18 protein-coding genes are annotated in these 20,704 nt (G+C 44.5%); 9 read left to right on the forward strand and 9 right to left on the reverse strand.

The genetic code is table 11. From position 1 onward, the window contains the following. Positions 1–151: 151 nt before the first annotated feature. The 5 genes from IRQ95_RS17580 to IRQ95_RS17600 all read left to right on the forward strand — a co-directional run bounded on the left by IRQ95_RS17580 (position 152) and on the right by IRQ95_RS17600 (position 5,555). Positions 152–1,528 (forward strand): cache domain-containing protein, encoded by a 1,377-nt coding sequence (locus IRQ95_RS17580; RefSeq protein WP_194438342.1) that lies wholly within the window; start codon positions 152–154, stop codon positions 1,526–1,528. Further along, entirely contained in the window at positions 1,525–2,154 is a 630-nt protein-coding gene (locus IRQ95_RS17585; protein WP_075647910.1) for a response regulator, read from the forward strand. Before IRQ95_RS17580 ends, IRQ95_RS17585 begins: the two co-directional genes overlap by 4 nt. After that, complete coding sequence (locus IRQ95_RS17590; RefSeq protein WP_194438344.1) at positions 2,154–3,086, forward strand: LysR family transcriptional regulator; 933 nt, start codon at positions 2,154–2,156, stop codon at positions 3,084–3,086. Before IRQ95_RS17585 ends, IRQ95_RS17590 begins: the two co-directional genes overlap by 1 nt. A gap of 114 nt (positions 3,087–3,200) precedes the next feature. After that, entirely contained in the window at positions 3,201–4,775 is a 1,575-nt protein-coding gene (locus tag IRQ95_RS17595; protein WP_194438345.1) for a CoA-transferase, read from the forward strand. A gap of 45 nt (positions 4,776–4,820) precedes the next feature. Further along, the gene (locus tag IRQ95_RS17600) at positions 4,821–5,555 is read left to right on the forward strand and encodes a beta-ketoacyl-ACP reductase (protein WP_194438347.1); all 735 of its coding nucleotides are present in this window, start codon (positions 4,821–4,823) and stop codon (positions 5,553–5,555) included. 97 nt (positions 5,556–5,652) lie between these two features. Here IRQ95_RS17600 and IRQ95_RS17605 read toward each other — a convergent pair whose 3' ends face one another. Next, a complete protein-coding gene (locus IRQ95_RS17605; RefSeq protein ID WP_194438349.1) occupies positions 5,653–6,441 on the reverse strand; it encodes a sterol desaturase family protein in 789 nt (262 codons plus the stop codon). Between the two features lie 84 nt (positions 6,442–6,525). Here IRQ95_RS17605 and IRQ95_RS17610 point away from each other — a divergent pair, with 84 nt between their 5' ends. Together IRQ95_RS17610 and nagK are read left to right on the forward strand one after the other, a co-directional pair. Continuing rightward, a complete protein-coding gene (locus IRQ95_RS17610; RefSeq protein WP_194438351.1) occupies positions 6,526–7,248 on the forward strand; it encodes a tRNA-uridine aminocarboxypropyltransferase in 723 nt (240 codons plus the stop codon). Between the two features lie 250 nt (positions 7,249–7,498). After that, positions 7,499–8,407 (forward strand): N-acetylglucosamine kinase, encoded by a 909-nt coding sequence (gene nagK / locus IRQ95_RS17615; RefSeq protein ID WP_194438392.1) that lies wholly within the window; start codon positions 7,499–7,501, stop codon positions 8,405–8,407. Positions 8,408–8,662: 255 nt separating this feature from the next. Here the strand turns inward: nagK and IRQ95_RS17620 are convergent, their stop codons facing one another. The 6 genes from IRQ95_RS17620 to IRQ95_RS17645 all read right to left on the reverse strand — a co-directional run bounded on the left by IRQ95_RS17620 (position 8,663) and on the right by IRQ95_RS17645 (position 13,583). Further along, a complete protein-coding gene (locus tag IRQ95_RS17620) occupies positions 8,663–8,929 on the reverse strand; it encodes a DUF2960 domain-containing protein (protein WP_194438353.1) in 267 nt (88 codons plus the stop codon). A gap of 64 nt (positions 8,930–8,993) precedes the next feature. Next, positions 8,994–10,772, reverse strand: a complete 1,779-nt coding sequence (locus IRQ95_RS17625) for a bifunctional molybdopterin-guanine dinucleotide biosynthesis adaptor protein MobB/molybdopterin molybdotransferase MoeA (RefSeq protein WP_194438355.1) — start codon at positions 10,770–10,772, stop codon at positions 8,994–8,996. Continuing rightward, on the reverse strand, positions 10,769–11,356 hold the full coding sequence (gene mobA, locus IRQ95_RS17630) for a molybdenum cofactor guanylyltransferase MobA (protein WP_194438357.1): 588 nt from the start codon (positions 11,354–11,356) through the stop codon (positions 10,769–10,771). The genes IRQ95_RS17625 and mobA overlap by 4 nt, the downstream gene beginning before the upstream one ends. Then, a complete protein-coding gene (locus tag IRQ95_RS17635) occupies positions 11,334–12,050 on the reverse strand; it encodes an energy-coupling factor ABC transporter ATP-binding protein (RefSeq protein WP_194438359.1) in 717 nt (238 codons plus the stop codon). The genes mobA and IRQ95_RS17635 overlap by 23 nt, the downstream gene beginning before the upstream one ends. Before the next feature lie 9 nt (positions 12,051–12,059). Next, positions 12,060–12,758 carry an ABC transporter permease gene (locus tag IRQ95_RS17640; RefSeq protein ID WP_075647921.1) on the reverse strand — a complete coding sequence of 233 codons (699 nt, stop codon included), beginning with the start codon at positions 12,756–12,758 and terminating at the stop codon, positions 12,060–12,062. Between the two features lie 6 nt (positions 12,759–12,764). Beyond that, positions 12,765–13,583, reverse strand: a complete 819-nt coding sequence (locus tag IRQ95_RS17645) for an ABC transporter substrate-binding protein (protein ID WP_194438394.1) — start codon at positions 13,581–13,583, stop codon at positions 12,765–12,767. Between the two features lie 272 nt (positions 13,584–13,855). On the opposite strand from IRQ95_RS17645, the gene IRQ95_RS17650 reads away from it, so the two are divergent. Both IRQ95_RS17650 and IRQ95_RS17655 read left to right on the forward strand, forming a co-directional pair. Further along, a complete protein-coding gene (locus IRQ95_RS17650) occupies positions 13,856–15,307 on the forward strand; it encodes a sigma-54-dependent transcriptional regulator (RefSeq protein ID WP_194438361.1) in 1,452 nt (483 codons plus the stop codon). After that, complete coding sequence (locus IRQ95_RS17655) at positions 15,297–17,342, forward strand: sensor histidine kinase (RefSeq protein WP_194438363.1); 2,046 nt, start codon at positions 15,297–15,299, stop codon at positions 17,340–17,342. The genes IRQ95_RS17650 and IRQ95_RS17655 overlap by 11 nt, the downstream gene beginning before the upstream one ends. Before the next feature lie 100 nt (positions 17,343–17,442). Here the strand turns inward: IRQ95_RS17655 and IRQ95_RS17660 are convergent, their stop codons facing one another. Both IRQ95_RS17660 and IRQ95_RS17665 read right to left on the reverse strand, forming a co-directional pair. Further along, positions 17,443–18,321 (reverse strand): mechanosensitive ion channel family protein, encoded by an 879-nt coding sequence (locus IRQ95_RS17660; protein WP_075647924.1) that lies wholly within the window; start codon positions 18,319–18,321, stop codon positions 17,443–17,445. Between the two features lies 1 nt (position 18,322). Beyond that, positions 18,323–20,680, reverse strand: a complete 2,358-nt coding sequence (locus IRQ95_RS17665; protein WP_194438365.1) for an ATP-binding protein — start codon at positions 20,678–20,680, stop codon at positions 18,323–18,325. Between the last annotated feature and the right edge of the window lie 24 nt (positions 20,681–20,704).

Consider the following 20,704-nt stretch of genomic DNA (forward strand, 5'->3'; position numbering starts at 1 on the left):
AATTATTGTTAATGCGATGTTACATTTAAGCTTGAGTCTAGAGATCAGTATTGAGACTCTCTATTGGGAGAATTGCGCAAATTGTGTCAGTAGTCTGCGCAAATAGCGACGCGAATATTGAGTAATACTACGTAAAGAACAGGGATGTGTTATGGGATTTGTAAGCAACAGAAGGCTGACGATCAATATCATTTTGCTCTCTATAGTACCGCTGATAATTGTTGTCTTAATCGTTGCAAGTATATTGTTTAGTCAAGCAAAACAGCTGCTTAGCGATCAGGTTTCCTTAACCCGAAGTAATGTTATGGCAGTAAAAAAGCAAGAACTTCAGCAGTACGTAGAAATGGCAGTCAAAAGTATTGAACCATATTACTCAGATAACACATTAACCCCTGAACTAGCCCAGCAAATAGTTGTTCAAAAATTGAGCCAGCTCACGTACGGAAAGGATGGTTACTTCTTTGCCTATACCTGGAAAGGCGACGCGCTGGTTTTGCCATACCAGCCAGATCGTATCGGCAAAAACTGGTGGGGGGTAGAAGATGTACAGGGTAAAAAGCTGTTGCAAGAATTGATCAATGTAAGCCGTCAAGGTGGCGGTTTTGTTGATTATTTATGGCAAAAGCCTTCTGCTCAAGAGCCTCTGCCAAAACTAAGTTATGCGATTTCTTTAGACAAGTGGCAATGGATGATTGGGACAGGCGTTTATCTCGATGATATTGAGCGACAAATATCCCATATGCAAAATGGTTTTAATCAAAATATTGATAAAACCAGCACCGCGTTATTTGGCGTGATGTTTGTTGCGGTATCGGTTATTGCTGCGCTTGGTGCCTCATTGAATTTCAATGTGAGGCGTTTGGCAAATGAACAGCTTAGCGTTTTGAATCAGCAAATCATCGATTCACAGGAAAATGAACGTCAGCGCGTGTCGCGAGAGTTGCATGATGGGGTAAATCAACTGTTAGTGGCGGCTAAATACCGCCTCGATAATGTCAAAAAAGAACAAAATAGTAGCAAAAAACACGTTGAGCTTGATGCGAGTAAAGTTGCGATGGAGCAAGCTATCGTTGAATTACGTAGGATCTCCCAAGATCTTCGACCGCCTCAGTTAGACGATTTAGGTTTGGTTGCTGCCATAGATGCGTATGTAAAAGGATTAAAAGAACGAACTCAATTAGAGTTGGTGTTTGAGCATGACATTGACGGCGAAGAGTTCATGCCGGAAGTGGAAACAACCTTATATCGAGTCGTGCAAGAATCACTGCACAACGTTGAGAAGCACGCCAATGCGCAAGGCGTGGACGTTATATTGCAGCGTGAAGGCCGAACACTGCTATTAACAATTAGTGATGATGGGATTGGCTTTCCAGCCAATCATGCCAAATCAGCAATGTTAGTGCAGGAGAAAATGGGGCTACAAAATATGCGGGAACGTATCCAAGCGATCGGTGGGACGTTTAGCGTAACAAGTGAGCGTGGCGAAGGGACTGAGGTTCGCGTGAGTTTGAACATGGAGTTTATATGATTAGATTGGTATTAGCTGATGATCACCGTCTCATGCAAGACGGTTTAAAGTCGCGTCTGGAAATGGAAGACAATCTCGATATTGTCGATTGTGTCGGCACGGGGAGTGATGCTCTAGAAAGTACGCTAACGCACAAGCCGGATGTACTGTTACTCGATATCAATATGCCGAATCTAAATGGTATTGAGGTATTGGAGAAACTAGAGAAAAGCCGCTCTAAAACCGCAGTGATTATGCTGTCGATGCATGATACTCGTGATTATGTCGTGCGCTCGGTAAAAGCCGGAGCGAAAGGATATGTACTTAAAGATGTTGGGTCAGAAGAGTTAGTCATGGCAATCAATCAAGTGGCTGAAGGGCGCTCTTACCTCTGTCCACAAGCATCAGATCGACTACTGGAACAATTGACTGAGCAACCTGAGCCAGAAGACGATACGCTATCAAAGCGAGAATCAGACGTACTAAAAGCGATCGTTAACGGTGCATGTAATAAAGATATCGCTGATACCTTGCATATTAGTGTGCGAACAGTGGAAACACATCGCTTAAGAATTAAGAAAAAACTGGGCGCGACATCAACAGCAGGCTTAGTTAAGTTGGCATTGCAAAAAGGTTTGGTGAGCTAATGGGTAATAGCTTGCTTTCTAGCCGCCAGCCCATTTTAGACAAGATAGTTTTCTTCTGTGCGGTGATCCAAACGGGATCTTTTCGCGAGGCATCGACTCAACAGGGAATTTCACCCGCTGCAGGAAGTCGTTGGGTGAAAGAGCTGGAAGATGTGATGTCGGTGGAGTTGATTAAGCGTAGTACCCGCCAGCTGGTGGCGACTCAAGCAGGGCAGTTGTTGTTCGAACGGTTCTCACCGTTATTAGTCGACATCAATGGCGTTTGTGAGGAAGTACAAAACTTAGCGCAGAACCAATTCGGTGAAATTCGTATCTCGTCGACACCATTATTTGCTCGGCAATATCTCACTAAGATAGTGGCGGAATACATGCAGATGTACCCGAATGTGAAATTCCGCATATTCATAGAAGCTGGGGATTTTGACCCGCTCAGTATTGATTTTGCGTTTCGTGCTAGCGGTGGTTTTGACCAAAGACCTACGCCAGATTCGTTATTGGTCCGTCGCTGTTTGTTGCAAGAACCGCTCTACTTATGCGCTTCTCCAGCCTATCTGCAAGTGCAAGGCACACCTGCCTCACCAGAAGATCTTAATCATCATCGCTGTCTCTTCGCAAAAACCTTACTGGGAGGAAATCGCTGGAGCTTCGAGAAGGACAATAAGCATGAAATTGTCACCATTAAAGACACCTTAGAATGTGATAACAGTGAAATGTTGCTTGATCTTGCGCTAGAAGATGCGGGTATTGCCTATCTGCCACATTCATTGGTCCATCAATTACTAAGTCGCGGTGATCTCGTGCACCTGTTACCGGAATATCAATGCGCAACCTTTGACATTGACCTCTACTACCGACCGCAAGCCCCGATGCCTGAGAGATGTGGTCGATTTAAACAGTTTCTTTTTCAACGTGTGGCAGAAATGACGCAATAATTTCATATTTGAAATACATAATCTCTATATACGTAATTAACAATCTCCATTTCAACGCCTAAGCTATTTCTAACTTAAAGAACAAACACTAACGATAACTAAGGAAGGTGGATTGTGGTGGTTCAGTTAACACCAGTAGAGGCGGCGAAGTGGATAGAGGATGGCGATTCAGTTCTATTAGGTGGTTTTATCGGTGCGGTTGTCCCTGAAGCCATTGAAAGTGCGCTTGGTGATCGATACGCCCAAACCCAATCTCCCAAAGATCTCACTTTGCTATTCGCTGCAGGGCAGGGAGATGGAAAATCCCGTGCAATTAATCACTTAGCTCAACAAGGACTAGTGAAACGAGCAATTGGGGGTCATTGGGGACTGGTGCCGAAGCTACAACAGCTCGCCGTTGATAATCTCATCGAAGCTTATAACCTCCCACAAGGTATTATTTCTCATCTATTGCGCGATACTGCAGCAGGTAAACCGGGCACGATAAGTAAAGTCGGTTTGGGCACCTTTGTCGATCCTCGTATTGAAGGTGGCAAAGTCAATGCTGTAACCGAAAAGGATTTGGTTCAAGTGATTGAATTAGCAGGAGAGGAGTATCTTTTTTATCATAAACTTCCCGTATCGGTAGCGATTCTGCGCGGTACAACGGCCGATGAAAACGGCAACATCACCATGGAAGATGAATGCCTGATAGCGGAGAGCTTAGCGGCAGCACAAGCAGCAAGAAACAGCGGTGGCCGCGTTATTGTACAAGTAAAGCAAGTGGTGAAGAGCGGCAGTTTAGATCCTCACGCGGTTAAAATTCCCGGCATATTCGTTGATGCCATAGTGGTGTGCCCTAAGCCGGAGCAACACATGCAGACATTCGCCACTATGATGAACCCGGAGTTTGTTGGGCGAGGAATAGCTTTAAGTGACAATGTCACGAATACTGAGGAATCCAAAGCACCAGATGCTAAAACCATAATTGCGCGCCGAGCGGCTATGGAGCTTATTCCTAATTCAATATTAAATTTAGGTATTGGCGCTCCAGAATATATCGCTCAGGTTGCTCGCCAAGCTGCTGTTCTAGAACAGTTTACTTTAACGGTTGAACCAGGCGCCGTTGGCGGCGAACCACAAAGTGGCTTAGATTTCGGTGCATCTCGTCTACCACAAGCTATTATTAGTCAGGATCAGATGTTCGACTTTTACGATGGTGGCGGCGTTGACCAAGCGTTTCTAGGGCTAGCACAGTGTGATAGTCAAGGCGATATCAATGTTTCCCGATTTGGCAGCAAAATCGCAGGATGCGGTGGATTTATCAACATTACTCAAAACGCCAAAAATGTCTATTTTTGCGGAACATTTACCGCGCGAGGATTACATGTGCGAGGTGTTGACGGTGCGCTCGAGATAGTAAGTGAAGGTCAGCAACATAAATTTATTGAACAAGTAGAACAAATTACGTTCAGCTCATTACAAGCAAACAAACAGCGTCAGCCAGTGATGTATATCACCGAGCGTGCGGTCTTTAAACTCCAACCTTATGGATTGGAACTGATAGAAATTGCACCTGGCGTGGATCTAGAGCGGGATGTGATCTGTCAGATGGAATTTGTACCAATAATTAGTCCGTCGCTCAAATTGATGGACAAAAAACTATTTAATAATCAGTTTGATTTAACACTGACAACCAACGTGATGTAGACGTTGTAATGACTTAATTTTGCATAGCCCAACAAGGAAACAGATATGTTTAGCAACAAAATCTGCGTAGTGACAGGCGCAGCTCAAGGAATTGGTCGTACAGTTGTAGAAAGATTTGCCCAAAATGGTGCCTCCATGGTTTACGCCTTAGATATGAATGAGGAAGTGCTATCTAAGGCATTTATGGGGACAGATAATGTTAAACCCATAGTGGTCAATATCTGCGATCGCACAGCAGTGACGGATTTGGTCAGCCAGATACAAAGTGATTATGGGCGAGTGGACGTGTTAGTCAATAATGCCGGTATTACGCGTGATGCCTTAATTGGCAAAATGACCGAGCAAGAATGGGACTTAGTGATCGACGTTAATCTGAAAGGGGTGTTTAACGTTACGCAAGCGATAGCGCCACTGATGATAGAAAACAATTATGGGTCAATCGTGACGATGTCTTCTGTGGTCGGCACGGACGGCAACATTGGGCAAACCAACTATGCCGCGACTAAGGGTGGTGTTATCGCCATGACTAAAACGTGGGCGAAAGAGTTTGCTCGAAAAGGTGCGAAGGTCCGGGCAAACTGCGTCGCGCCAGGTTTTGTTGAAACCCCTATGACCGCAGACCTACCCGAAAAAGTGCTGGATATGATGAAAGGGAAAACGCCACTTGGTCGAATGGGAACACCAGACGACATTGCAAATGGGGTGGAATTTTTAGCCAGTGATAAATCGAGTTTTATTACAGGGCAAGTACTTAAAATCGACGGCGGCTTAGTGTTGTAATCAAACACGATAGTTAGAATTAGGCGCGTTTATCGCGCCTAATTATTTTGTCATCCGGAATGATTTATTTAGAGACGAGTGCCGATTGACGGCGAGGCTACTCCTTTCTAAACGGTTGACTCAACATTTTATCAAGCCATTGTTCCCTTGATGTTCTAAACAGCGGAATACCGATTTGTACTTTGTCATGCCCGAGTTTTGGTTGGGCGCGGTAGGTGCTAAAAAAGCGGTCCCAAATAGAGAGGAAAAAGCCAAAGTTAGAGTGGGTTTCTTTGGCGATGATAGAGTGATGCACGCGGTGCATGTCAGGCGTGACGATTAGCTTTCGTAAGACTGCATCCAGTTTAAGTGGCAGCTTAGCGTTACTATGATTGAACATTGCGCTGGCATTGAGGATGATTTCAAAAATTAATACTGCGACGGGTGAAATACCGAAACTCACCACAATAGCAATCTTAATCCACATCGAAAGTAGGATTTCGATTGGGTGAAAGCGCGCGCCGGTAGTGACATCAATATCTTGATCGGCATGATGCATACGGTGCAGTCGCCATAGCCAAGGAATGCGGTGAAACACCAGATGCTGGGCGTAAATAGCCAAATCAAGTATTAGCACGGCGATAATGATTTCGACGAGACTCGGCAGTGCTATCGAGTTAAACAATCCGATTTGATGCTGCGTAGCCCATATTGCAGACTCAATGGCGAGATAAGGCATTAATAGCGCTAAGCACACAGAGTTAAAGCCAACGAGACCGAGGTTGTTTAACCAGCGTGTCGTTTTGCTTTGTGTCAGCGTTTTACGTGGCGTAACCCATTCCCAGATGGCACATAGAACGAGCACCGAGATAAAAAAGCTCAAGCGGATCATATCTGGGTTTTGCATTCAGTCTCCTTACTGTTTGACCTTGCAACCTAGGCTTAGGTGAGTAGAATCAGTCGCCTTCGACACTATTATCATTGAATCGGCATGAGAATCCACGCTTTTCATCACTTATATCAACAACGTCAGGCACTTTCGACCAAGGCGTTTAATGCGCGCGGCAGTAAAGTAGACCGTTGTATTTACTGCCAAGTTGCAAGCAAAAACTGTATTTGTGACTTTCAACCGAATATCGATAGCGATGTCGCGGTGATGCTGATCGTTTCCGATAACGAAGTGTTTAAACCTAGCAACACTGGGCGACTTATTCTTGATACGTTGAAAGAGGGCTATGCGTTTCAATGGAATCGTACCGAGCCTGACCCGCAAATGCTGGCGCTATTAAATAACCCAGCCTACCAGCCGCTGTTGGTGTTTCCTGCGGATTACGTTGAGGATCAAACTCGCGTTGTGCAAAGTGCGTTACCTACGTTTTGTGGAGACAAAAAACCACTGATCATACTGCTTGATGGTAGCTGGCGTGAGGCGAGAAGAATTTTTCGTAAATCGCGATATCTTGAACACCTGCCGGTTGTTTCAATTGAGCCACAGGCAATATCGCAGTATATGATGCGAAAATCAGACAACGAGCAACACCTAGCCACCGCCGAAGTGGCAATTTTAGTGCTTGAGCAATTGGGTGATACACGTGCATCTAAAAAGCTAGATAGTTGGTTTCGAGTATTTCGAGAAGCTTATATGATGAGTAAAACACAGATTAAGCCAGACCAAACCCGTCCAGAATTAAAGCGCTATCAGCTCGAAGATTGATAATCTAGTCATTGATATTATCGAATAAACTCGCTTCAATAATCAGATTCAGCGCATTACATTCAAAGAAACGGCGAGCAATTGCGATTGTTTTACTGATAATTACATGATTAGTATTTGTATAAATTGCTCGTATTTCAACATCTTGGCGTTATTTGGCTAGCTAGGTCACGGATTATTACTAAGGTGTTGTAGATAATAGCGCAAGATTGATTTGGATTTTATGAATTACATTCTGGGAGAGAATAAGATGTACTATGGCTTTGATGTTGGCGGCACTAAGATTGAGTTTGGTGCTTTCAACGAGAAATTAGAGCGTGTTGCTACCGAGCGAGTTCCGACGCCAACGAGTGATTATCAAGAGCTACTTGATGTGATTGCGGGCTTGGTAAGCAAGTATGACCAAGAGTTTAAGTGTGAAGGCAAAATTGGTCTTGGTCTTCCTGGTATGGAAGATGCGGATGATGGTACGATCTTAACCGTAAATATCCCTGCAGCGAAGGGCATGCCTCTACGTAAAGATTTAGAAGCAAAAATTGGTCGTTCGGTGCGAATTGATAACGACGCTAACTGTTTTGCGTTATCTGAAGCTTGGGATGATGAATTGAAAGATTCACCATCGGTGATGGGACTGATTTTGGGGACAGGTTTTGGTGGCGGTCTAATTTACGAGGGTAAGCCATTCTCTGGACGAAATAACGTCGCTGGTGAAATGGGACATATGCGCCTACCTATCGATGCGTGGTTCCATCTAGGTGACAATGCGCCGCTGTTGAGTTGTGGTTGCGATAAGAAAGGATGTATCGATAACTACCTATCTGGTCGTGGTTTTGAGCTTTTGTATGCTCACTACTATGGTGAAGAGAAGAAAGCGATTGATATCATCAAAGCGCAAGCAGAGGGTGAACCTAAAGCGGTTGAACATGTTGAACGTTTCATGGAATTACTGGCGATTTGTTTTGCCAACCTCTTTACCGCTAATGACCCACACGTGGTGGTGCTAGGTGGTGGTCTATCTAACTATGATCTGATCTATGAAGAGATGCCAAAACGTATTCCTAAGCATCTGCTTTCTGTTGCGAAATGTCCGAAGATCGTAAAAGCTAAACATGGCGATTCAGGTGGTGTACGCGGTGCGGCGTTCCTGAATATTAAATAATACCAATCAGCATAAGTCTTTGATCATTCTTGCTGATTAAAATCGCTGATAACGTTGTTGCAGATTTTGTAATTAGAATAACTAGTTATCAGCAATCTGCGCCTAGTTCTAAGCGATTTTCCTTGCGCAATTTTCTGACCACTTACTTATCCTGATTGGTATAACGGCTAAGTTTGAATTAAAAACAAAGGGCTTCCATCTGGAAGCCCTTTGTGTAGGTAACGGTTCGCGCTACTGCTTATCGTAACCAGCGATTTACTTGTTCTTTTTGCCCACACCTAAATTTTCTTTAGGTTTTAATGTGATTTTACCAAAGCCAAGTTTTTTGAAGTGGTTATCACGGTAATTGCGTACCGCTTTAGTGTCAGAGATCAGTTCTAGCTGAAGCTCCATTTTTAGAAACTCAGTAATGTCGATACCTTCCGCTTCTGCTACCGCTTCATGAATATTGCGATGTTGTTGGTAAGAGAACAGCAGTTCTTTCTCAACGTCTTTGTACGTATAAAGAATTGTACGAGCCATAATAGGTTACTTATTTGCTTTACTATCAAATGAAAGGCCAGCGAACAAGCTGGCCTAGAATGGGTTAGATTCTGCCTTGAAGTGGGATAATTGTCACGCTTTCTCCAACTTTTACTGTATCTACAGCAGGAGAAATCTCAATTAAACAGTTTGCTTCGCTCATTGAACGCAGAATACCAGAGCCTTGTTTACCCGTTGTGCGCACAGTCAGGCGACCAGCGCTATCTAATTGGTATACGCCGCGGCTAAACTCGGTACGTCCTTGTTTAGAACGCAAATCTTCGGTCGCAATCGCATTTACTTTCAATGGCTGCCAGTTCACTTCCCCTTGCATCTTACGTAGTGCAGGCTCAACAAAGTTGACGAACGAAACCATGACCGCCACAGGATTACCCGGTAAGCCAAAGAATGGTTTATTGTTGATTTGGCCAAACGCTAGAGGGCGCCCCGGGCGCATGTTGATACGCCAAAAATCAATTTGACCAAGCTTATCCAGTGCGAGTTTGATGTAATCCGCATCACCAACCGAGACACCACCAGAGGTGATCACGACGTCAGCTTGTTGGCTGGCTTTTTCAATCGCATCAATCATCACTTGCTCGTTATCTTCTAAGATACCGAAATCGATGATTTCACAGCCTAGCTTCTCAAGTAGACCCATGATTGTGAAGCGGTTTGAATCGTAGATGGTATTTGCTTTTTGTTCACTGCCCGGTGCTTGCACTTCATCACCAGTAGAGAATAGAGCAACTTTTAGCTTGCGATAAACAGCAGCGTCACCAAAACCGAGTGATGCTAACATGCCCATCTCAGCGGACTCGATACGTGTCCCTTGAGTAAAGACATCGGCGCCAAGCGACAGATCTTCACCTGCCTGACGAACGTTTTGACCAGCCTTGATGCTCGCACCTGCAAAAGTCACGTTGTCACCTTCATGATTGGATTGCTCACGCATAATCACAGTATCGGCACTTTGTGGAAGTGGTGCACCTGTCATGATTTTTACTGCTTGGCCCGGTTGTACTTCTTGTCCATAGGCGTGACCAGCCAGCACTTCGGCAACGACTTGGTAGTTGTCACGGTCGAGATCGTCACCACGAATAGCGAAGCCGTCCATCGCAGAGTTAGTATACTGCGGTACATTCACTGGAGAGACGATGTTGTCTGCCAATACGCGGTAGTAACTTTGCTGCATTGGACAAGCTTCTGTCTCTGCGACGGTGTTAACTAGCGACAAGATCTTTTCCTGACCTTGAGCTACAGACAAGAAAGCAGGAGACAGGGTGTCACAACATGCGGCTCCAGTGATCTCGTTGCCGATTTCACCTTTACGTGCAACAAAGTCTAAGACGAACTGCTTGATTGACTCCAAATCGTTAATGTCGATTTGTGGCAGTTCGGTATCGTCTACTTTTGTGTCTGCGGCAATGGCGACAATATTGTCATCATTTGGGTATAACCATGGTTTGCCCACTTCTTCGCGATGTAATTCAATTTTCGGGAAGGCGATGTTTTTACAGCCTTCAACCAAAATAACATCCAATTTTTGTTGGTCAAATCGGGTCAATAGGTAATGAAACTCAGACTCTTCTTCTGGCGTCTCTGTCATCAAAGCATAGCGATTGCGTGAAGAAATCAACATCTGGCTTGCGCCCGCTTTACGTAGGCGGTAGCTATCTTTACCTGGCTTATCAACATCAAAATTGTGATGCGCATGTTTTAACATACCGATGCGTAAACCTGCTTCGGTTAGTTTTGGTAACAGCGCTTCGATAAGCGTTGTTTTGCCCGTGCCAGAGTAGGCTGCGAAACCAAGAATAGGGACTAAATGGCGTGATTTCATGATTCTAATATTCCAAATTGTGCCAACTCTTCAGGAGTATTTAGATTTACAAAGCAGTTAGGCTCATCGCTAAAGTCAACGTAAGAGGTATTACACTCTTTGTATAGTAGGATGATTTTTCGGTCACCGCGCTCTAAAAAGGCGGTAAGTTTTGGCAACACGCGTTTGTGATACAGGGTAAATACGGGCTGTTGATGGTCACCGTCGTGCGCAACCAAAATATCGCTGTCTGCGTTTACTTGGTTGCAAAAGCGTTCTACCAAATCTGTGCTGATTTGCGGACTATCACACGGCACAAAACCAACCCAATCTGTTTCTGCGTGGACTAAACCGGCGTGAATGCCACCCATAGGACCAGGGTAGTCAGAAAAATGGTCACTAAACACGCGCCCGAACTGAGCGTAGGCTTCTTGGTTGCGGTTCGCGTTGATCAAAATTTGCGGTGTTTGTGGCGACAAGCGTTCAATAACGTGCTGAATGAGCGGCTTATGGTTTAATTCGATAAGACCTTTGTCTTTGCCGCCCATGCGGCTGGCTTGGCCGCCAGCCAATATGACCCAACTAGTTTGCGTTGGATTTAGCATAGGAATTCTCTTGTTCTTTATCAGAAATGATTTGTAACAGTGGAGACTCTATCAGAGTTGATTCTTTTATCCACCACTGTTTGCGACATAAATCGGTTAACGCATTCTTTTGGTGGCTAGTAATGACGATACTTGAGCCTTTTTGCAGCAGGTCTTTTGCGAGAGTCACTAAACGATCAATCGATTCTTGATCGAGGGACGCGCTTGGCTCATCCATTAACAAGATCGAAGGCGTTAAAATCCATGCTCTCGCCATAGCAACCCGTTGCTTTTCGCCACCTGAAAGTACTGAGATATGCTCGTCAGCTAAGGTTTCTAGCCCAACACGTCGCAGTGCATTGATCACTTTTGCGCGTTTGTCTTGCGCAGAGATCTTTTGGAAACGAATGCCATACGCGACATTTTCATACACAGTGCCATCAAAAAGATAAGGAGATTGGTGGAGGTAAACCACATTACGACGACCGCTGCGAGGAAATAAGCGTTGGAGGAAATTATCGTTAGGCGCACAGACTTTACCCGTCGTTGGTTTCAACAAACCGGAAATAATCTTCAGTAGGGTGGTTTTACCCACACCGTTATCGCCTCTTAAATAGATCGCGTCATTAGGACCGATAGATAACTCAGGTATATGGAACAATACCCGGTCTTTGAACCTCATAGAGACTTGCTGAGCAGTTAATTTTATAGTCATAATTTGCCCTTAAGTTCTCAAATAACCACGTCCGCGCATGCTGCTAAGAAAGAAATTTAGTAGCAAGGCTAAAGATAATAATACGATTCCAAGTGCAACACCTTGCGCAAAAGCGCCTTTATGGCTTTCCATTGAAATTGCAGTTGGAATATTACGGGTTAAACCCATGATGTTACCGCCGACCATCATTGAACATCCCACCTCTGTAACGATACGCGAAAAAGCAGTAATCGCGGCAGCAAGTAGCGGGAAACGTGTCTCCCAAATCATGGTTGCGGCAAGGCGAGGCATGGAAGCGCCCAATGTAATTGCGGTTTCGACAGCGCGTCGATCGCTTGATTGAAGTGCGCCATGCATCATTGCCACCAAAACAGGGAAGCAAATCAGCATTTGACCCAATACCATTGCCTTTTGGGTGAAAAGCATTTGCCAATCACCCAAAGGACCTGCACGAGACAGTAGCATGTAAAGCAACAAGCCGATAACCACGGTAGGTACGGCCTGCAGAGTATTGATAATGGATAAAAACATCCATTTGCCACGAAAATCTGTGTAGGCAAGTATGAACGAAAATAGAATCGCTGGCAGCAACACCAGAGAAATCGCGGTTAAAGAAACGCTAAATGACACACCGACAATCGCTAATAAGTCGGGGTCTAATGCTACTAATAATGCTAGTGCTTCTAGTGTTGTCTGCCAAAGGCTCATGGGCGATTATTTCTCGTTCGCGTTGGCAACAAACAGTTGTTGACCATTTAGTTTAAAGCTGTTGATCAGTTCTTGGCCGCGAGGGTTTACTAGCCAGTCACTAAATACTTTTGCACCTTGGTAGTTGATAGTTGGGTAACGCTCTGGGTTAACCAAGATAACTTGGTACGGGTTAAATAGGTTTTTGTCGCCTTGAAGAAGAATTTTAAGGTCAAGTTTGTTGTTGTATGCCAACCAAGTACCGCGGTCAGTCAACGTATAACCTTGCATTTCAGACGCCATATTAAGAGTTGGACCCATACCTTGGCCTACAGAGCGGTAACCAGTGAAGTTTGGCTCCATTTTAGTTTGCGCCCAGATGCCCAGTTCTTTTTTGTGAGTACCTGAATCATCACCGCGAGAGATAAATGTTGCGTTAACACCTGCGATATCTTTAAACGCTTCTGAAACGGTTTTGTCGTCGCCAACTGTTGCAGGGTCAGCTTGTGGGCCAACAAGGACAAAGTCATTATACATCAGTTTGCGTGGAAGAACGCCATATCCGTTTTCAACGAAGTTTGCTTCTGCTTTTGGTGCGTGAGTCATAACCAAATCAACGTCACCGTTTTCACCCATTTTAAGTGATTTGCCGGTACCTGCAGCAATAACATCCACTTTGTAGCCAGTGTCTTTTTCAAATTCTGGCAATAGGTAATCAAGTAGGCCAGAGTGGTAAGTACTGGTCGTGGTAGCAAGACGCACTCGTGATTGCTCTTCTGCGTGAGCTGAGTAGCTAAACAGCGCAATAGACGCTGCTGCAATCGTGTAACTAACCGTTGCTTTCATAGTAAATGATGCTTTCATTGTTATAGTTTCCATATAGTGGGCCAAAAAGGCTTTTTAATATTTCGCCTCGTAGGGGATGGCATGAACCAAAAAAATGGTCTGTTGCCATTAGCAAACTAAATGCCAACTTTTTAGCCTAAATATCAAGCAATTCTGATTGAAATTGTGGACAAAAAGGGGCTTTGCGACAATTTGTCGCACTATTACTCGATCCCAATAAGAAAACCTTGGTACACTCTGACCCAATAACCGAAAATCGACTGAGAAAAGATATGTCTTCATCTTTAGACGCCAGCAAATTACTTCAATACCAAGCATTTTCCGTCCTTGTGGTAGACGATGAGGCGGGGATGCAGGCAATTTTGCAAAAAGCGCTAAGCAAATGGTTCTCAAAAGTAGATACCGCAGGCAGCATTGAGCAAGCTGAAACACTGCGCCTCGCCAATCACTATGATCTTATAATTTTAGACATTAACTTGCCGGGACGCTCAGGTATTGAGTGGGAAGAGGCATTTAATGATGAAGAACGCAAAGCCGATGTGATCTTTATGACTGGCTATGCCGATCTAGAAACCGCAATTTCAGCACTAAAGCTTGGCGCGACGGACTTTATTCTTAAGCCATTTAATCTCAGTCAAATGCTGCAATCGGTGCAACGCTGTATGGACAAACGACTTAACGAACGTTTGCAGTTTGCCCTGCGTCGTGATGTTAAGCGACATATTGTTACAGAGATCGCGGGCAGTTCAGAAAAAACTCAGCAATTGCGTCACTTAATTGGCCAATTTGCCCCATCGCGAGCGTCAGTATTGATTGAAGGTGAGTCTGGAACAGGTAAAGAGCTGGTCGCACGTGGTGTTCACGAAGCCAGTGGCCGCAGTGGGCCTTTTATTCCCGTTAACTGTGGAGCCATTGCTCCAGAGCTTTTAGAAAGTGAACTATTTGGTCATACATCGGGGGCATTTACTGGTGCCAAAAAAGGCAGAGAAGGTCTATTTCGTGTTGCCAATGGTGGAACACTATTTCTTGATGAGATTGGCGAAATGCCACTTTCAATGCAATCTGCATTGTTGCGCGTATTAGAGCAGCGAGCGATTCGCCCTGTTGGTAGTGAAAAGGAGATCAGTGTTGATGTGCGTGTGGTAGCGGCAACCAACCGAAATTTGCAGCAAGAGGTAACAAAAGGGAATTTCCGCGAGGACTTATTCTATCGTTTAAACGTGTTAAAAATTGATGTCACTCCGCTGCGTGAGCGTAAGCAAGATCTCAATGAGCTCGTCCCGTTTTTTACCAAAATGCTTTCAGTGGAATTGGGTGTAGCGGACCCAAACTGGGCACATGAGGATATTGAAGCGCTCAACAATTATGACTGGCCTGGCAACATCCGTGAGTTAAAAAACTTGATAGAGCGTTGTATTTTACTGGGCAAACCGCCTGCACATTATTGGCGTGAGCTTAATATTAATCAGGCGCAAACAAACATCTCAATGACCGTTACAACGGGTTCGCAGTTGATCGATGTTGAGGCTCAACCACGCGTATCCGGTCATGGATATCCAAATTCATGGACGCTTAAAGAAGTGGAAAAATCCCATATCCAGCAGTTAGTGGACTTCCATGATGGCAATAAATCAGCGGCATCACGCGACCTTGGTGTCGCACGCAAAACATTAGAGCGAAAATACAAAGAGTGGGATTCAGAGGATTCAGATTATGCCGAATAATGGCAATTATGATCATCAAAGTTTAATTGCTAAATGGCGTTATCGTTTTAAGACAATGGTGCGTTATCGTTTGATGATTTTAACCTCGGCACCTATTTTCCTTACTCTATTAGCTTTGATTGGTATCACCATCTATTGGTCGATTCACTACACTTGGCAAAGTACTCTGATTGACGTTTCGGAGCGTTTAGAAGTAGCCAACAATAGCATCGAATTGATTCAACAAAAGCAAGCTAACCATGTTGAAGCCTTCACTGAGTCTTATGACTTTCGTGTTCGCCTTGAAAGTAATCAGCCGCAAGCAGAGATCAAACGTTGGGTCGCTGAGCAAAAACAACGCTACAACCTCGATTTTCTCTGTTTTCATCGTATTGGCGAGTTAGAGTCAGGATTTGATTATCCTCGTTTGACAAAACAGGAATCGTTTTTTGACCTTTTGAGTAATCAAGATCTTGCAGCGCTTGACGTTAACCTCGCAAGTCGGGCGCAAGTTCCGATCCTTAACGGAGAAGAAGTAGAAAATAGAGGCCTAGTTAGTCGTACTGTTATTCCGGTTTATAACAATGAAAATATACTTGTCGGCTATATGGATGGGGGCTTACTGCTTAACAACAGTACGATCTTAGTCGATCAAATTCGTGATCTGATTTACCCAAGTCAGCGCGATCATCTGCGCCCGTTAGGCACACTAACTCTATTCTTGGGCGATTTGCGTGTCAGTACCAATGTGCCGCTAGATAGTGCCGGACATGTCGGAAGAGCGATTGGTACTCGTGTGTCTGATGAAGTGCGTCAAGCGGTGCTCAATGAGGGTCAACAATGGGTTGATAGAGCCTATGTGTATGACGCTTGGTATATTAGTGCTTATCAACCTATTCGTGATAAGAATGACCATGTGATCGGTATGCTGTATACCGGTTATCTGATGTGGCCATTTTTAAAAGCCTATGTCACCAATATTGCTGAAATCAGTATTACCACCATTGTACTGCTGATTATCTCTGGTGTGATGGTGTATCGCGGTTCAAGAGATTTGTTTAATCCGATTGAACATATCTATCGCGTAGTGAAAATGATCCAATTAGGCAAGGAAACGCGCATCGGGCCTTTAGGGCTCGATGATGAGCATGAGCTTGCCCAACTGGCTAAGCAATTTGACAATATGTTGGATTTGCTCAGACAGCGGAAAAATGAGCTTAAATACGCTGCAATTGAATTAGAAGGCAAAGTTCAGCAACGTACTGCTAGCCTCGAAGAAAAAACCGCTGAATTAGAGCTGCATATTCAACTCTTAAATCAGACGCGCGACAAGCTGGTGGTGCATGAAAAACTATCCGCGCTCGGAGAGCTAACCGCGGGGATTGCTCATGAGATCAACAATCCGAGTGCAGTAATACTGGGTAACGTGGAACTGATTCAGTTTGAACTTGGTGAAGACGCACAGCGCGTTCAGGAAGAGCTGGACGCGATTCACGCTCAAATTGACCGGATACGTAACATTACTCGTAGCTTGCTGCAATATAGCCGTCAGGGCGGGGTTCAGGATGAAATTACCTGGCAACACGTTAACCCAATCGTCGAAGAGAGCATTACGCTAGTGAAAACAGGCAGTAAAAAGCGTGATATCGAATTCGTGACCGATCTTAAAGCTCACAGTTCGGTGGAAATTAACCGTCACCAGTTGCTGCAAATCCTGGTGAACTTACAAATGAATGGTATCCATGCGATGCAAGGTAAAGGTAAGTTAACCATTCGCAGTGAGGACTGGCTGGAAGATGGACAAGAACGCGGTGCGTTGATTCACATTCAAGATGAAGGTACCGGTATTAAGCCGGAAAACATTAAACGTATTTTCTCACCGTTCTATACCACTAAACGTGACGGTACAGGCTTAGGTCTGTCGGTATCGCAGAGTATTTTGAGCCAGACGGGTGGTGAGTTAACTGTAGAGTCGGAATATGGACATGGCAGTTGTTTTACTATCCGCTTACCGAAAAAAGCAGAAATTGATTTGTTGTTTTCAACCAAAGCTTAATCAGTGAGTTCTTAATATTAGATCGACTCGCATAAAAAACGCCTTCCAAGTGAAGGCGTTTTGCTATCTATCTCAACGGCCACAGATAAAACCTAATTACTTAACCTGCGTTAACCGCAATCTTAGGCGGTTTGATACCGTGTTTACGAAACTCTTTCATTACGCGAAGAGTGATGTCGGTTTCAAACAGTTTTTCATAGGCGGTATCCACCACGTAAGCTTTGCAGGTCAACTGAATCGCTAAGTAGTTATCCGCCATAGTCTGTTTAACGAGAACCGTAACCGGCTTAGGTAGATGAATGTAACGGCTTGATGATGCGGCTTCCTGAATTAGATCGCGGGCGAGGGTAATATCTTCATCCATACTGACATAAAACGGAATCACTACCTGCATATCCAGTGCACCATAGTTGCCACTTACCACAACTTCATTCAAGAATTTGTTGTTTGGGATAGTAATGATGTCATCGTTCAAAGTGCGCATACGCACTGAACGCAAACCAATGGTAATGATATCGCCATAGTTCCCTTCAAACGTGACGCGGTCACCAACTTGGAATGGTCGGTCAACCATGACAGTTATGCCAGCGATAAACGAAGCCGCAAGGTCTTTCAGTGCAAAACCGACCGAAACTGCGAGCGTACCACCAATAAGCGCAAGGATTTGGTCATTGATACGAAAGCTCATCATAAACACCACCACACCCGTGGTCATGTAGATGAAAAATTGCATAAATGATTGCAGCTTTTGTAGCAGCATGCGGTACTGAACAAACTGGCTACCAAAGCTCTCAACCATTGAATTGATGAATTTTAGTAGAATCCAAGTGCCGGCAATGACGAACAATGAAAAGAACACACCACTCCAGCGAACTAAACTGGCTATTTTTGAGATGTTCTCGACGTTGGCTATCTCTTCTGTCGCCATCGCTGGTAAGGCAAAAAGCGACAGGAATAGTAAGGTTATTATTGTTTTCATACTACTTCACCAATAAATGTTGACGATCAAGAACGTTTGTAATGTGTCGGAACCAATGGTCTGAAACGCGAGCTTGGTCTTCTGTCCATTCGATGTACCCACGGCTTTGGAAATAGCGCAGGATGCCAGTAATCTCAGCAAGACTTAATTGGGTGCAGTCAGAAAGAATCTCTGGCGAAGCGATCTCCAATTGAATAATAGAGCGTAATACTGCCAACATTGGTTTAGGCATATTTTCCAGTTCTTGAGACTCAGGAACATGGAATAGACGCACTACAGCTTGATCGGTCTCTTTGTTGCGATTGATCGACAAGCGGAAAAAGCGCAGTGCCACGGTCGGGTTACCGTCAGAGTAGTGCCAAAGAATACGGTAAAAACCGAGTTTCGCGCGTTCTTCTTCACTTAAATCATCTTGATCCCATTGTTTTGGTACCACTAAACCTTCAAATGAAAGTGGCTTCTCTAGTTCTTTGTTGATTCGGCTATCAAGCAACTCGGCAATCTGTTTCTCACTCCAACGGGGTAGGAAACACACTAGATCAAACAGCAGACGTTCACCGCGGGCACGATCGACGAAACGCCAGCTTGATTTCACAATCGAGAGCACGATTCGGTGGTTTTTCTTCGAGCGACGGAGCAAGTTAGTAATACGCATGAGATCACTCAAACCACCAACCATTGGTTTGACTAAGCGATGGGCATTATCAATCGCGATCAAGTACGGGGTTTCGCTCTTGCGAAGATGAGCAAGAACTTGAATTTCACTGGCTTCTTCGTCTAAACCGATACTTAAGGCGAGCTGTGACAATAACTCACTATAACCCGCATATGGGCAGTTTAGATAAATCGGCTCGGCATTAGATACCTTATTAAGCATGGTATTTAATAGCGTTGTCGCGCCAATACCACGTTCACCTGACACCACACAAATCGCTGGGCTATCAGACATTAAGTAACGTGAAAGCTGCTTAAGTTCATCACTGGCGTAACCAATTAGTGTACTGTCAATATTACCCGGTAATACATAGTCAAATACCTGCTCGCCTTTAATACGCACTAGGTTATGCTGACATTTATCAATATCAGATTGCTTAGCCACTTCAATACGGAATAGGTAAGCCAATGCTTGGCTAAACAATGTAGAACGCGACAACAGTCCCATTAATTGATGTTTCGCGCTGTCTAAGCTGAGCCAAACAATGCCCAGCGCGGTTGCAGGAATATTTAACAGAAATGTGTTTTGGCGGTTTATGGCCCAGCTCACCCATACAGGACGTTCGGTGTGCGTTGCTAATGACTCGAATACTTTTTCACGCCATAGACGCAATACCGACACGGTAACGAGGACAAACCAGAAAAATAGCGCACTGTAGATCCAGCTGTAAATAGTGCCTTTACCCAGCGTACGGATGGATATTTGCAGAATTACACCGGCAATAATAATGCTCCAAACGTAGCGACGAATTGTCGATAAGCGTAGAGCAATGACAGCACGAGATGAACTGCGGCTATTGCGGTAAGCAAACTCGAGAATAAAGCTAATCGCAATCGAGCCACCCAATACCCACCAAGTAAAGATTTCCAGCAGGATCAAATGCTGCAAGCTTGGAATCTGCGAAAGCACGCGGAGCGATAGGGTAATCGCGATTAGCCACGCAATAGCGCGGTGAGCTCGACTGATATACCAAACTAATCTAACCCATAATGGTGGGTTAGATTTGCTTTCTAATTGGCTTACGCGGAATAGGTCAATTAGACGTTTGCTGTTTGCCAACCACCATACCAAGCCAAAGTAAATGAATAGCACTTTGGTTGCTGCCCAAATAACTGGAATCGGTGAAATAAAGATTTCACCGACAAGTGATTTAAAGCTGCGGATTTGGAAGTAAACCAGATACTCGACGTTTAACTTCGCTAACTGCAATTCTTGCTTGAATTGTGTGACACCATAAGGCCCAAAGCCCGTCAAACGGTCGCGATTGGCTGGATTGGTTAAATCCAGTAGAACTTGTTTGCTCTGGTTTAAGCTGGTTAGAGTGAAATAAACACTCTGAACTTGATTCCACTCCTGATCGGCATTGTTTGCGCGATAGGCGTCAAGGTGGTCTGAAAAGCTGGTGATTTGCTCACGCTGAATACGCAGTACGCGCGCCAACAAAAGATTCACTTGTCGTTTATCTTTTGTCGTCATGAATAAGGGTTCCGGTAATTCGGAAATTTGTTGAGCAATTTTAACCGCTTCAGGTGAGCTCTGAGGTAGCGATTGAAAGCCATACTCGTTAGCCAAACTTGGCGTTGCAATAAGCAAGCTAGCAAGGACCAATACGCGCAAATAAAAGTCGCGCAAGTAATAACGCATAGAACACTCTTAATTTTAGTTATT

It is taken from the genome of Vibrio fluminensis (assembly GCF_015278125.1).
Taxonomy (GTDB): domain Bacteria; phylum Pseudomonadota; class Gammaproteobacteria; order Enterobacterales; family Vibrionaceae; genus Vibrio; species Vibrio fluminensis.

Coding starts and splice junctions, on each gene's coding strand:
- IRQ95_RS17590 (WP_194438344.1), top strand. CDS start 2,154: ATGGGTAATAGCTTGCTTTCTAGCCGCCAGCCCATTTTAGACAAGATA.
- IRQ95_RS17585 (WP_075647910.1), top strand. CDS start 1,525: ATGATTAGATTGGTATTAGCTGATGATCACCGTCTCATGCAAGACGGT.
- nagK (WP_194438392.1), top strand. CDS start 7,499: ATGTACTATGGCTTTGATGTTGGCGGCACTAAGATTGAGTTTGGTGCT.
- mobA (WP_194438357.1), bottom strand. CDS start 11,356: ATGCTAAATCCAACGCAAACTAGTTGGGTCATATTGGCTGGCGGCCAA.
- IRQ95_RS17580 (WP_194438342.1), top strand. CDS start 152: ATGGGATTTGTAAGCAACAGAAGGCTGACGATCAATATCATTTTGCTC.
- IRQ95_RS17650 (WP_194438361.1), top strand. CDS start 13,856: ATGTCTTCATCTTTAGACGCCAGCAAATTACTTCAATACCAAGCATTT.
- IRQ95_RS17610 (WP_194438351.1), top strand. CDS start 6,526: ATGAGAATCCACGCTTTTCATCACTTATATCAACAACGTCAGGCACTT.
- IRQ95_RS17665 (WP_194438365.1), bottom strand. CDS start 20,680: ATGCGTTATTACTTGCGCGACTTTTATTTGCGCGTATTGGTCCTTGCT.
- IRQ95_RS17645 (WP_194438394.1), bottom strand. CDS start 13,583: ATGAAAGCAACGGTTAGTTACACGATTGCAGCAGCGTCTATTGCGCTG.
- IRQ95_RS17660 (WP_075647924.1), bottom strand. CDS start 18,321: ATGAAAACAATAATAACCTTACTATTCCTGTCGCTTTTTGCCTTACCA.
- IRQ95_RS17620 (WP_194438353.1), bottom strand. CDS start 8,929: ATGGCTCGTACAATTCTTTATACGTACAAAGACGTTGAGAAAGAACTG.
- IRQ95_RS17625 (WP_194438355.1), bottom strand. CDS start 10,772: ATGAAATCACGCCATTTAGTCCCTATTCTTGGTTTCGCAGCCTACTCT.
- IRQ95_RS17655 (WP_194438363.1), top strand. CDS start 15,297: ATGCCGAATAATGGCAATTATGATCATCAAAGTTTAATTGCTAAATGG.
- IRQ95_RS17600 (WP_194438347.1), top strand. CDS start 4,821: ATGTTTAGCAACAAAATCTGCGTAGTGACAGGCGCAGCTCAAGGAATT.
- IRQ95_RS17635 (WP_194438359.1), bottom strand. CDS start 12,050: ATGACTATAAAATTAACTGCTCAGCAAGTCTCTATGAGGTTCAAAGAC.
- IRQ95_RS17640 (WP_075647921.1), bottom strand. CDS start 12,758: ATGAGCCTTTGGCAGACAACACTAGAAGCACTAGCATTATTAGTAGCA.
- IRQ95_RS17605 (WP_194438349.1), bottom strand. CDS start 6,441: ATGCAAAACCCAGATATGATCCGCTTGAGCTTTTTTATCTCGGTGCTC.